This window comes from Rhodococcus chondri (assembly GCF_036327435.1).
GTDB lineage: Bacteria > Actinomycetota > Actinomycetes > Mycobacteriales > Mycobacteriaceae > Rhodococcus > Rhodococcus chondri.
In genome coordinates this window covers 1-12,632 of the sequence record NZ_JAUZMZ010000134.1, presented here as the reverse complement: position 1 = coordinate 12,632, position 12,632 = coordinate 1, and the positions used below count along the sequence as shown (strand labels likewise).

The following is a 12,632-nucleotide window of genomic DNA, read 5'->3' as shown; positions in this document are numbered from 1 at the left end:
GAGTTCGAGAGTGACCTTGCGGAACTTGTCGCCGGCAAGCGACGTGATGGTCTTCCCGACGGCGGGACTGCCCGTGAAGGTGACCTTGTCGAGGCCTTCGTGTGCGGCGAGCGCAGCACCCGCATCGGGTCCGAGACCGGGCACGACGTTGAACGCACCGTCCGGCACACCCGCCTCGGCCAGCAGGTCGGCAAGCCTCAGGACTGCCAGCGACGCGTCTTCGGCGGGCTTGACGACGACCGAGCACCCTGCGGCCAGCGCCGGAGCGATCTTCCACGCCGCGACCACGGTCGGGTTGTTCCACGGGGTGATCGCGCCGACCACGCCGAGGGGTTGCCGCAGCGTGTAGCCGAAGCGGTGCTGCGGTCCCACGTCGGGCAGCAACATCGCTTCGCCTGCGATCTTGTCGGCCCAGCCCGCGTAGTGCCGGAACGACGCAGCCGCCGCCGGTATGTCACCGGCGACCGTGTCGACGTACAGCTTGCCCATCTCGACGGTCTCGAGCGCCGACAACTCCGGCGCGTGCTGCTCGATCAGATCGGCTGCGCGCGAAAGAATCCGGCCGCGCTCGGCACCGGCCATCCGCGACCACGCGCCGGATTCGAAGGTCTCGCGTGCGGCAGCGACGGCAGCGTCGATGTCGGCGGCCCCGCCCGCGGCGATCTCGGCGACGATCTCTTCCGTCGCCGGGTTGATCGAGGAGAACTGCGCGCCCGAGCGAGCAGGAACGGCCCGGCCGCCGATGCGCAGGAGGGGTTCCGGGACGACGACCGGGGCGGTAGAGGCGGGAGCAGCGATGTCGGTCATGAACGCTCCTTAGAGGTTGGGGGACTGAAACGACGGGTGAGGCCCGACCACGAGGCGTCGTAGTCGGTTTGGCGATGAGAGGCGGTGAACGCGGTGTCGGTGACGGTGAGGGCGAGCCGGGTCTCGAACATGAACGACAGGGTGTTCTCGAGTTTCACCGGCGTCAGTTCGGCGGCAGTCGCGAGATCGAAGGTTTCCCGGTCCGGTCCGTGCGCGCCCCACTGGTTGTGCAGCGACGCACCGCCGGGAACGAATCCTTCGGCCTTCGAATCGTGCCGTCCGCGTATCAAACCCATGAATTCGGTCATAACGTTGCGATGGAAGTGCGGGGGCCGGAAGGTGTGCTCGCCGACCACCCATCGGTCGGGGAAGACGCAGAAGTCGACATTCGCCTGGCCCGGAACGGGTGTGGGCGAGGTGAGCACGGTGAAGATCGACGGATCGGGATGGTCCCAGCCCGCGGTGGTCATCGCGTTGAAACGCGACAGGTCGTACTTGTAGGCACCGTGGGTGCCGTGCCACGCGACGACGTCGAGTGGTGAGTGGCCGAGTTCGGTGGCCCACAGGTGCCCGCCGAACTTCTGCACCAGTTCGACGGGCCGGTTCCGGTCCTCGAACCAGGCTGTGGGGTAGAGGAAATCGCGCGCGTGGGCGAGGCCGTTGGCGCCGATCGGGCCGAGTTCCGGAAGGGTCAGTGCCGCACCGTAGTTCTCGCAGATATACCCGGTCGCAGTGCTTCCGAGCAGTTCGACACGGAATCTGACGCCGCGCCCGACGACGGCGATTTCGCCGGGCGCCACCGCGATCCTGCCGAATTCGGTGCACAGCAGCAGGTGGCCGTCCTGCGGGACGAACAGCAGTTCTCCGTCGGCGTCGACGAAGTATCGGGCCGTCATGGACTCCGATATCGAATACAGATGTATGGCGATGCCGTTCCGGGCGTGCAGATCTCCGTTGACGGCGTACGTCGTCACGCCGTCGACGAAGTCGGTGCCCGGGGTGGGCAGTGGCTGCGGATCCCACCGCAACCGGTTGGGTGTCAGCACTCCCCCGCAGGTCGGTGCCGACACCCAGCCACGGTTGTCGATCCGCTCGTAGGGCGGGTGCGCGGCGGACGGCATGATGCGATACGTCCAGGTGCGGCGGTTCGCCTCCCGCGGTTCGGTGAACGCGGTGGCCGAATGCTGCTCGGCGTACAGTCCGTAGGGCGCTTGCTGCGGCGAGTTCTGACCCCACGGCAGTGCACCCGCCACCGCTTCGCTGTGGTGCTCGTTGCCGAATCCGTGCAGGTATTCGAGGGTCGCAGCGACGGCGACCCCACTCATGTCAGCGCCACCATCTCGTGCAGTGTCGAACCCGAACGCTCGTATCGTTCGCCGTCGAGCGACACGGTCATAATGAAGTCGGACCGGAACCGGAAGTACCCGGGATGCCCGACCAGCCGGTTGACGATCGGCTTGACGAGCCTGCTCGCCGCGAGCGGGATGTCTTCGAGAAGGTTGTGTGCGTGGACGATTTCGCGCACCGTGAGCGTCAGATCGAGTGCACCGGGTACGCGGATCCGCAACCACGACGGGTATGTGCGGTCGGCCACCGCGTCGAACACGGTGGGTCCCTCGGTCATCTCGACCTCACCGTTGCTGAACACCACCTCGCGACCCTGCGCGATCATCACCGGCTGCGACCAGTGCGATCCGTACTTCTTCTGGGTGTGCACCATGGCGTAGACCAGGGAGAAGTCCTCCGTGTAGAGGCGCCCCCAGTACCACTTGGCGATGATGCGCTTCATGTCGCCGACGCCCCAGTTGTGGTCGTGATAGCCGCGACCGGTCACCTCCGTGGTGACACCGTCGACCGTCACGGTGCCGGCGACACTCGCGCGCGGCGCGCCGACCACCCATGCGAAGAACTCGCGGTCGTTGTAGCTGGTCTGTCCCCGGCCGGGCATCCAGGGCGGCACCTCCGCGGTGAATGTCAGATCGAAGGCGAGGCCATCCTCCGCGACCGCCACACGGTAGACGGGCAGCCCGTCCTGCTCGCCGGTCAGCTTCGCGAAGTTGCGGCCCACGTGGACATCGCAGTGTTCGGTGGACACGGTCAGGTCGGCGTCGGTGTACTGCCGGGCGGCTTCACGACGGTCGCCGTCGGAGTTGTAGACGTGGATCTCGACTCCGGGCTTGCGATGCACCAGCTCCCGGGTCTGGAGCATCGCGACGACGATGCGGCCGTCGTCGAGGTGGGCGTCGAAATACCAGTGTTCGAAAGCCTGCTTGTCGGGCGACGGGTGCGCGGCGTTGTCGCGTGGTGTGACAACGGTGATGTCGCCGTCTCTGCGGCCGGGGCCGTTCCAGGCTTCGACGATCTGCAGTGCGGCCATATTGCCTCCAGGGGCGGGATGTCGGCGGGGATCGGCAGGGATGTTCGGTGATCGGGGAGCGGTCAGCGACGGAGCGCTCCGCTGGCATCGAATTGTGCTTCGCGGCCTTCCATCTGGGCGTGGTACCAGTTCTCGCGATGCGCGACCATCACCTTCTCGTGCACGCGTGCGACGCCGGGCACGAATCTGCGGGCGAGCTCGACGACCGTGATGATCGGGAAGCGTGCGATCGGAATGAGCATCCATGGAAGGACTCCGGGCATCGAGTATCTGCGGCGTGTTCCGGGGGCCATGAACATCGCCGAATACACCGCGTTGATGCGGAAGTTGTACGCGGCCCGTAGCCGTTTCAGGCCCCGATGGCCGTCGCGCGGAGCGAACGCCTTGGGGTACGACTCGATGAGCTCCTTGCCGTGCTCGCCGGAGTCGTGGGATCGGGACACCACGGTGGTGAGCAGCGCACGGATGCTGTCGCCGATCGACTCGGGATACCACTGTGTCCGCACACCGAGCAGGTAGCCCATGTATTTCTGGAAGTGGATGAGCGCGCGAATCTCTCGCGCGGTGGTCTGGTAGCCGAGCACCCACAGCGCCAGACCCGGTGTGACACTGCCCGCGATGAGGGTGAGCAGCATGTAGGTCTGACTGATGGGCAGACCCCATTTGCCGGCATCCCACTCGGGGTGCTTCGCGACACGATCGCGGACCGACACGTGCATCACGCGGACCTTGAGCGCGGTGGCGCGACCCTGCGAACCCGGAGTGAGCAGCGCACCGGGTTGCGATACGTCGCACCAGAACCGGCAGGTTTCCAGATAGCGGCGCAGCGCGTTGTCACCGGCATAACCACCGGCCAGCGACAGCGGGGTCGCGACCGCGGATTCGGTGTAGATCTCGAGGGTTTCGGCACCGGCGAAGCTGAACAGCATGGTGCCCCAGCGCCGCCAGATGGCCGCACCCTCCTCGACGAGGTCGGGGCGTACCCAGGTGGGGACCGTCTCGAACTCTTCGAACAGCGCCTTCATCGCGGCCGGTGCATCGGGAACCGATGCGATGCCGTCGGCGAGCGCCTTGTCGAGCAAGGCGCGGGCCTTCGCCGGTCCGAGTTCGCCGTGATACACCTCCGCGACGAACCGTTCCGCGGTGGGATCTCCGCTGTAGAGGTCGTTGCACAGTGCCCGGGCCTGCTCGTCGGTGGGCAGGGGGTCGAAACCTGTCACCTTGCGAACAAGGCCGCGGACCCGTCGGAGGCGTGGATTCTCGACGGCCTGCCAGTACGGGAATCTGCTCGGGCACCTGTCCTGTCCGGCCGCGATGGTTGCGGTGTGCTTCTCGTCGAGTGTTCCGGTCATGCCCTCGCCCCCTCCAGCACCGTGCTGTGGATCCATCGCGTCAGTCGGCCGACGACGTCGGCGAGTCCGTCCGGCTGATCCACCAGGTAGTGGTTGAGCCCGCGCATCTCGATCAGGTCGGCGCGGTCACCGGGCAGTGCCTGCCACATCAGCCGCGAGTCCTCGGCGAATGCGGCCTGGTCGGCGAGCAGGCTCATCACGAGCGTCGGCGCTTGCACCTGCTTCAGATCTTCGAAGGCGTCCGCGTTGGTGTGGTCGACACTCCACGTGCTGAGCCAGCTGCGGACCGTGGTGAACCGGGCGAGACCTCCCGCCGCTGTGTTCGCGCGGCCGCGGGGTCGCCGTACATGCTTCCGAGCCGACGGTCGCTGGGGTCGAGGGTGGTGTCGATGAAGCGGGGATCGGCGACGGTTCTGTGCACGACGAACCCGCGGTCGGAGGCACCGGTCCGGTCCATCTCGTCGAGCTGATCCACGGCCCATGCGTCGATACGGCGCATGCGGGCGAGCTGCGCGTCGCGATACCGGGCCACCCACTGCCGATCCAGCGGTGCGGCGCGTCCCGGGGCGTAGAGGTCCAGGTCCGGATCGATCCGGTACGGATCGGATTCGTCGAGGACGGCGCCGTCGATCCAATGCCGCAGTACCCGCGCCCGGCCGGGGTGCGCCCCGACGAGCATCAGTGCGTCGGCGGGACGCAGGTCCGCGTCGCCGAACGGCGCCGGATCGCCTGCGGGGGTCGCGGTGACGGTGGGGTTCTCGGCCTGCGACTGGTAGAACGACGCGAGCGAACCGCCGCCGCTGAAACCGAGCAGCACCACCTTGTCGAAGCCGAGCTCGTCGGCCATCCAGCGCACGCCGGTACCGAGGTCGAGCGCGGCGCGCTCCATGATCAGGGCGGGTTCGTTGGAGGCGTACCGGGTGTTGAGCCCCATCGCGGGCACACCGGCTCGTGCGAGTGCCCGCAGCAGGAAATGACTGAGGAAGTTCGACGCCGGGTGACACATGATCACCCCGACCTCCCGCGAACAGCCGGGGATGGCGACCAGGTTCGCGTGCAGCGTCGGGTAGTGCCGGCTCAGGCCCGAGTGCATCTCGACGCGACCGTCTGCCGCAGGCTCGTAGGGGATCCGCTGGAAGTGATCTTTGGGTTCGAATGTCATTTCACCGTCCGGTATTTCAGCATCATGTCGTGGTCTTCGTGGTCGAGGATGTGGCAGTGCCACACATATCCCTGCAGGTCGGCGTTGCCGTGGTCGTCGTTGCCGTGATGCGTATTCGCGTCCGTGTGCCGATCGGTGGTGTGTACCGCAGCGGGGAACGTTGCGTCGGGGTCGAATCCGAGCTCGTCGGCGGTCGGGAAGTACGCCACGATCCGGGTGACCGAGTTGGGGTCGCAGACGACGGTGTCCTTGAACCCGGTCTCCCACGGTTCGGGGCCGCGGAGGGGCTCGACGACGAAGGGGTCCGCATCGGGCGTCCACTTGGTGCCCATCGGCGGCTGCGGTTGCCGAGCGCACATGGCGAGGGTGTCGATGGCCTGCCGCCCCACGACGCGAAAGTGCACCAGATGCAGGTGGATCGGATGCGGATCGGGGGTGGCGTTGACGATGTTCCACTGCTCGACGGTGCCCTGGCGCGGGATCTCGATATCGTCGCTGTGGAACATCAGGTTGTTGAGCGACATGATCGACGGCGGAATGCGAACCGCCGAGGGCTGACTCAGCGACACGTTGCGCACCACCTGGACGGCCGGAATCGGGCCGACCGCGGGGGGTTGTCCGGGCCCGCCGCGCAGGGTGGCCGGAACAGGCCGGGCGAAACCGCGCGTGGTGCCGGCGCGGAATCTCATGAACACCGGCATGCGTACCGCGCCGATCTGCGCGGCCTGAGGTGCCGCATCCTCCGTGTTGCGCAGTTCTACCGTCGTATCCGGCTCGAGATCACCGAAGTCGACGAGCAGGTCGACGCGCTCGCCCGGCGACAGTCGCACACGGGTGGTGGGCGCGGGCGCATCGAGTAATCCGCCTTCCATCCCGATCACCCAGAACCGCATGTCGTTGGAGAAGTGCAGGTTCCAGACGCTGAACGACGCGGCGTTGAGCAGGCGGAGACGGTAGAGGCCGCGATCGACTCCGGCTTCCGGCCAGATCTTGCCGTTGACGACCCCGACGTCGCCGACGGCCCCGCCTTCCCACCGGCCCTGCGGGACGATGGGCGTCGACCGGATGTTCTGCGCGCCGGTGCCGTCGACGATCTTCTCCTGCAGGACGAGCACGAGTTCGTGGTTGCCACTGGGTAATCCGAGCGGGTTGTCCGGATGGCCCGTGTCGTATTCGTCGCGAAGAAGGTAGACGCCCGCGAGTCCGGCGTAGACATTGAGTCTGGTCACCGCCATGGCGTGGTCGTGGTACCACAGCATGGCGGCGTCCTGCCGGTTCGGGAACCGATAGGTGAAGCCCTCGCCGGGGCGGGAGATCTTTTCCGGGTGACCGTCGAATTCGGGAGGCGTGACACCGCCGTGGAGGTGCATCGACGTGGGCACATCGGTGCGGTCGTCCTCGGTCACGCCGTGCAGCGAAGTATCGAAGTCGGCGGCGAACGGGTGGGTCTCGATCCGGTTCCGGTATCCGACCGTGGTTTCGTGTCCGCGGCGTGCGGTGATCACCGGGCCCAGGTAGCTGCCGTCTCCGTAGGCGAGCGCCGGACCCGGCGGGAGGTCGCGGTGGAAGCGGTGCATCGTGCTCACCGCATCGATCGCGCGCGTGGCACCGTCCAGGTGCGGCAGGATGGGCAACTCATCGACGAACGGTTCGAGGGTCGGCGAACGGAAGAGCATCGGACGCGAGAGGTCGGGCTGGTCCGCGAGGGCTCGGCCTCCGACGGCAAGACCACCGACCCCGAAACTCATTCCGATGAGAAGTGTTCTGCGGCTGACCTTTTGCATCGAAGGGCTTTCGTTTGCACCGGAGCGGACGATAGAGCACAGCACAACGCGAGATCGCCCGACAATACCATACGGTATGGTTTGGTCAAGGCTCTCCGGGACAGTCACAGATCGGTGAGCAACCCGCTGAGAATCCGCGGCCGTGTAGGCTCGGCGCCGGCGGAAACAAGGAGAAGAACAACGTGGCGCAGCAACCGGCGAAGGGTGCGGCCGGCTCCGGTCGGCGCCGACGGCTCTCCCTCGAGGACTGGACGGAAGCCGGCCTGCAACTCCTTGTCACCGAGGGGCTCGGCGCGGTGAAGATCTCGCGCCTGTGCACCGAACTCGGGGTCACCAAGGGCAGCTTCTACTGGCATTTCAGCGACATCGACGAGCTGATGAAGGCCATCGCCACCCACTACTGTTCACAGGACAACGACGCCGCCCGCGGCCTGACCAGCATCGAGGAACTGCCGGTCCGTGAGCGCCTCGCACGGATGGCGACGATGCTCGTCGACGATCGGGCGTGGGCCGCCGAGGCGGCCGTACGCGATTGGGCGAGAACAGATCCGCGGGTCGCCGAGTCGGTACGCGCACTCGATCAGCGCATCATGGCTGTCGTCGAGAGCGCGTTTCGCGAGCTCGGTTTCGATGCCGGCGCGGCCCGCGTCCGCGCCGGCACCCTGGTGTACGCCGGTATCGGATTCGTTTACGGACGGGACAGCCTCACCACCCCGACCGTCGACGAGATCCAGGAGCTACTGGCGGTCCTCACCCGGCAGTGAAGCTCACGCCCGGCACACACCGTGTCTCGTTACCGCGGCGGGTTCACTCGTGCGCGCCGTGTTCACCGTGCGTCTCCTCACCCAGCAGTTCGTGCATGCCGTGCACGACCTTCGCCAGCGAGACGTCCGGATCTCCGGCGAGCACGGACAGAATCCGGTCGTTCTCGTCGACGAGGTGCGCATCGAAGAAGACGCGAAGCGCGTGACCCGCGGCAGCGGCGCGAATCGGGGACTCCTCGTTCGCGATTCGGTCGACGAGGGTTCCGATGACGCGGTGCCCGGCGATCATCGACTCGACGAGCAGACCGGCTTCCTCCCTCCGCGCGGCCGCCGGGTAGAGATGGTTCTCCTCGGCGATGGCGTGCGGCATCAGGGTGCCGGTGAGGAAGTCGACGGCCGCAGCCCGGGCAGCGTCGAACCCGTCGCCGGACTCGGCAGCCTCGAGTAGCCCGTCGGTCAGAGTTGCGATCTGTTCCGCAAGCTCGCTGTGGTGACCCTTGATGGCGTCGACGGCGTCTGCGTCTTCTTGCGTGGTGGCGACTTGCGTGGCGACGACGACCTGGTCGGTGCTCATGACCTGCTCCTCTTCGTGGTGCGGCGCGTGGGCGCCGCAGGCTGGCCGATCTCCCTACAATTTACTACAGTTATTTCCGTGGAAAATAGAGACCTTCTACCCGGTCCTCGCCCGACGCTCGCACCTGTGTCGCACCTGACTCTGTCCCCGCAGCGACTCGCCGTCCTCGACGACGTCCGCGACCATGCGCCGGTGCGCGTCAACGACATCGCCGAGCGCCTCGGACTGCATGTCAACACAGTGCGCGAACATCTCGACGCCCTCGGGGAGAAGGGCCTCGTCGACCACACCGTCGAACCCGCACGTGGACGTGGGCGCCCCGCCAAGGTCTTCCGGCCGACCCCCACCGCCGACCCGACTCTTCCGAGCCGTGACTATGCCGGTCTCGCCACCGCGTTGGCCGGCTACCTTGCTCGCACCAGCGCCGACCCGGAAGCCGACGCCCGGGCTGCCGGCAAGGATTGGGGGCGCGAACTCGCCCGCGAAGCCCTTCGGGACGCATCCGGTCGGGAAGACGCATCCGTCCCGGACATCGAGGATCCGCACCGGTTCATGCTCGATCTGCTGGTCCGTCTGGGGTTCGAGCCTGCCGACCACGGCCCCGCACTCGGTGTGGCACTGCGGCGCTGCCCGTTACTCGAGGCAGCGCGCCGCTATCCCACCGTCGTCTGCCAAGTTCACCTCGGCATCGTCGAAGGCGCATTCGAAGAGATCGGAGCCCCGACCGGCCCGGGACTCGACCTGCTTCCCTTCGTCGAGCCCGGCGCGTGCCGCCTGTTCCTACCCGATCCCGCCTTCCCCGCCCCTCCGTGCCGAGAGACGTAGTGGGATGAGCGAGCGCGGCAGGTGGCACCTTCGTTCCGGGGCATTTGTGATCGCATGGTTCGCGGCGCTCGTCGCCGTCTCCATCGCGCACCGGTGGATACCCCAATCGGGGTGGCTTCTCGTCCACCTACTCGGACTGGGCGCGGCGAGCAACGCAATCCTCATCTGGAGCGGGCATTTCAGCGAGACACTGCTGAAGAAGCCCGCCGGAGAATCGCGTCGCGCCGACACCGCGCGGCTGGTCGCATTCAACATCGGTGCCGTCGTCGTGGTTGCCGGCATGGTCGGCAACCGATGGATACCTGTGCTCCTCGGCGGCTGCGCCGTTATCGGGGTCGCCGTATGGCACGGCACGACCTTGCTGCGCCGCTTGCGCTCGGCACTGCCGTCCCGATTCGGGCATACCGTGCGCTATTACGTCGCCGCCGCCGGTTTGCTCCCGATCGGGGCGGGACTCGGAATCGCCATGGCGAACTCCGGTCTGTCGAGCGACCTGCACGAGCGGTTCGTACTGGGGCATGCGGGAATCAACATCTTCGGCTGGGTCGGCCTGACAGTGCTGGGCACCCTGGTCACGCTGTGGCCGACGATGCTGCGCACCCGGATGGCGCAGCGAGTGGAAACCGCTGCGCGACGCGGTCTTCCCGCGCTGCTTGTCGCACTGGTCGTCGGTGTCGGCGGCGCGATCGCCGGTCTGCCCGAGGTGGCGGCCGCAGGCACCCTGGGATATCTCGCGGCCGCCGGTTATGTGCTCGAACCCCACCTCGACGAGATCCGCCGCAAGCATCCCGCCGACTTTGCGACCCTGTCGGTGCTGGCGGGCGTCGTGTGGTTTCTCGGCACTCTCGCCTACCTCACGGTCGGGCTCGCGACCGCGTCGAACCCGCAGGACGCAGTCGAAGTCGCGGGAGGAGCAACGGCCGCGCTTCTCGCAGGCTTCCTGGTCCAGGTGCTGCTCGGCGCCCTCACCTATCTGATACCCGTGATCATCGGCGGTCGCGCCGCAGTCCAGGGGGCCATGGCCGAACTCGAACGCGGTGCGCCCTGGCGGCTGTCGGTCGCCAATGCAGGCCTGTTGCTGTGCGTACTGCCGGTGCCGAGTCTGGTGCGGGTGACGAGCTCGGTGCTGGTCCTCGTGGCTTTCGCGTCGTTCCTGCCGCTCGCCGTGCGCGCTGTCGTCGTCGCCCGCCGAATGCGGGACACCGCCTCGAGACCGGGCAGACCCGAACCTGTCCCGGTGAGGCGCCGGCTCGGTGTCGCGGCGGCCGGACTCGGGGTCGTCGTGCTGGCGGCCGCGGCAGGTGTCGCCGCGGATCCCGCCGCGGTGGGCATCGCGACCGTCGACACGGGCAACGTGACGGCCACCGGGAACACCACCGAGGCCGAGATCCGGATCGACGGCATGCGCTTCGTACCGGACGTGCTCGACGTGCCGGCCGGTGATCGGCTGGTGATCACCCTGGTCAACACCGGCACCGACCGTCACGATCTGGTACTTGCCAACGGCACCCGCACCGGACGCATCGCGCCCGGCGACACCGCGACACTCGATGCCGGCGTGATCGGCTCGGCCGTCGACGGCTGGTGCTCCGTCGCCGGCCACCGCCGGATGGGGATGACACTCACGGTGCGGCCGACCGGCTCCCCCGGCAATTCGGCACACACCGAACACGGTTCGGATGCGACGTCACCGGCCTCCCACGATGTGGCACGCAGCCTCGCCACCGACCCGGATGCGGGTTTCGCCGCCTACGATCCGGTTACTCCCCCGGCGGAGGCCGATCATCGGATCACGCTCGCCGCCACCGACGAGACGCGCGAAGTCTCCCCCGGAATCACCCAGCGCCTGTGGATGTTCGGCGGTTCGGCTCCGGGCCCGACCCTGCGCGGCAAGGTCGGGGACGTCTTCGAGATCACTCTCGTCAACGACGGCAGCATCGGGCACTCGATCGACTTCCACGCCGGATCGCTGGCACCGGACCGGCCGATGCGCACGATCGCACCGGGCGAGTCGCTCGTCTACCGATTCACCGCGACTCGAGCGGGGATCTGGCTCTACCACTGCTCGACGATGCCGATGTCGCTGCACATCGCCAACGGAATGTTCGGTGCCGTCATCATCGATCCCCCCGACCTTCCGCCGGTCGACCGGGAGTACGTCCTGGTGCAGTCGGAACTGTATCTGGGCCCGGAGGGCGGCGAAGCCGATGCCGCCAAGGTGATCGCCGACGAACCGGATCTGGTGGTGTTCAACGGGTACGCCGATCAGTACGATCACGACCCGCTTTCCGCGGCCGTCGGTGAGCGGGTGCGTATCTGGCTGCTCGCCGCGGGACCGAACCGCGGGACCTCGTTCCACGTGGTGGGCGGGCAGTTCGACACCGTGTGGTCGGAGGGCGACTATCGGCTGCGACCGGGCACCGGCGGCAGCCAGAGCCTCGGCTTGTTCCCCGCTCAGGGTGGATTCGTCGAACTCGAATTCCCCGAGCCCGGCCGTTATCCGTTCGTGTCGCATGCGATGGTCGATGCCGAACGCGGCGCGCACGGAATCGTCGAAGTCCGGGAGTGAGAACAGTCCGGCCCCGGTCAGCGGGCCCGGTTCAGCCTGTCCACCGCCTTGTCGTACCCGTCGACGAGTTCGGCCATGATGTCCGCGACGGGACGGATCTCGTTCATCCGTCCGACGATCTGCCCGACGGGCATGGCAACCACCTCGGGATCGTCTGCCGCCGAAATACGCTGGTGTGCTTCGCCTACCAGGATGTTCTGCAACGGCATCGGCAGCGGCGACGGCGCGTCCGGTTTCGCCCATGCGTCCGTCCACTTGGTCTTGAGCAGGCGGGCCGGTTTACCCGAGTAGATGCGTGACCGGACCGTATCGGACGACGTCGCTCCGAGCAGGGCTCGCTGCACCGACGAGGGACCGTGCGCTGCGGCACCGAGCTTGTATTCGGAGGTGGTGAGCCAGTACGACCCCCTCCATACAC

12 protein-coding genes are annotated in these 12,632 nt (G+C 67.4%); 3 read left to right on the top strand and 9 right to left on the bottom strand.

Features of this window, described 5'->3' with window-relative positions; translation table 11 throughout:
- The 7 genes from Q8814_RS19640 to Q8814_RS19610 form a co-directional block, all read right to left on the bottom strand.
- The coding region (locus Q8814_RS19640; protein ID WP_330153672.1) for an aldehyde dehydrogenase family protein at nt 1–807 on the bottom strand (807 nt) is incomplete at its 3' end.
- Nucleotides 804–2,132, bottom strand: coding sequence for a homogentisate 1,2-dioxygenase (hmgA, locus tag Q8814_RS19635; RefSeq protein ID WP_330153671.1), 1,329 nt, complete (start codon nt 2,130–2,132; stop codon nt 804–806). The genes hmgA and Q8814_RS19640, both read right to left, overlap by 4 nt.
- Nucleotides 2,129–3,184 (bottom strand): lipocalin-like domain-containing protein, encoded by a 1,056-nt coding sequence (locus Q8814_RS19630; RefSeq protein ID WP_330153670.1) that lies wholly within the window; start codon nt 3,182–3,184, stop codon nt 2,129–2,131. The genes hmgA and Q8814_RS19630 overlap by 4 nt, the downstream gene beginning before the upstream one ends.
- Before the next feature lie 62 nt (nt 3,185–3,246).
- Complete coding sequence (locus tag Q8814_RS19625; RefSeq protein ID WP_330153669.1) at nt 3,247–4,536, bottom strand: oxygenase MpaB family protein; 1,290 nt, start codon at nt 4,534–4,536, stop codon at nt 3,247–3,249.
- Nucleotides 4,533–4,754, bottom strand: coding sequence for a hypothetical protein (locus Q8814_RS19620; protein WP_330153668.1), 222 nt, complete (start codon nt 4,752–4,754; stop codon nt 4,533–4,535). Before Q8814_RS19620 ends, Q8814_RS19625 begins: the two co-directional genes overlap by 4 nt.
- A 5-nt stretch (nt 4,755–4,759) precedes the next feature.
- The gene (locus Q8814_RS19615; RefSeq protein ID WP_330153667.1) at nt 4,760–5,698 is read right to left on the bottom strand and encodes an alpha/beta hydrolase family protein; all 939 of its coding nucleotides are present in this window, start codon (nt 5,696–5,698) and stop codon (nt 4,760–4,762) included.
- A complete protein-coding gene (locus Q8814_RS19610; RefSeq protein ID WP_330153666.1) occupies nt 5,695–7,446 on the bottom strand; it encodes a multicopper oxidase family protein in 1,752 nt (583 codons plus the stop codon). The genes Q8814_RS19615 and Q8814_RS19610 overlap by 4 nt, the downstream gene beginning before the upstream one ends.
- Before the next feature lie 218 nt (nt 7,447–7,664).
- On the opposite strand from Q8814_RS19610, the gene Q8814_RS19605 reads away from it, so the two are divergent.
- The gene (locus tag Q8814_RS19605) at nt 7,665–8,246 is read left to right on the top strand and encodes a TetR/AcrR family transcriptional regulator (RefSeq protein ID WP_330153665.1); all 582 of its coding nucleotides are present in this window, start codon (nt 7,665–7,667) and stop codon (nt 8,244–8,246) included.
- Between the two features lie 43 nt (nt 8,247–8,289).
- Here Q8814_RS19605 and Q8814_RS19600 read toward each other — a convergent pair whose 3' ends face one another.
- A complete protein-coding gene (locus tag Q8814_RS19600) occupies nt 8,290–8,820 on the bottom strand; it encodes a hemerythrin domain-containing protein (RefSeq protein ID WP_330153664.1) in 531 nt (176 codons plus the stop codon).
- 78 nt (nt 8,821–8,898) lie between these two features.
- Between Q8814_RS19600 and Q8814_RS19595 the strand changes: the two genes are divergently transcribed.
- Nucleotides 8,899–9,645 carry a helix-turn-helix transcriptional regulator gene (locus Q8814_RS19595; RefSeq protein ID WP_408015942.1) on the top strand — a complete coding sequence of 249 codons (747 nt, stop codon included), beginning with the start codon at nt 8,899–8,901 and terminating at the stop codon, nt 9,643–9,645.
- Nucleotides 9,646–9,691: 46 nt separating this feature from the next.
- Entirely contained in the window at nt 9,692–12,214 is a 2,523-nt protein-coding gene (locus Q8814_RS19590) for a multicopper oxidase domain-containing protein (RefSeq protein WP_408015941.1), read from the top strand.
- 17 nt (nt 12,215–12,231) lie between these two features.
- Here Q8814_RS19590 and Q8814_RS19585 read toward each other — a convergent pair.
- Nucleotides 12,232–12,632, bottom strand: a 401-nt coding sequence (locus Q8814_RS19585; RefSeq protein WP_330153662.1) for a nitronate monooxygenase, incomplete at its 5' end; no start/stop codon positions are given.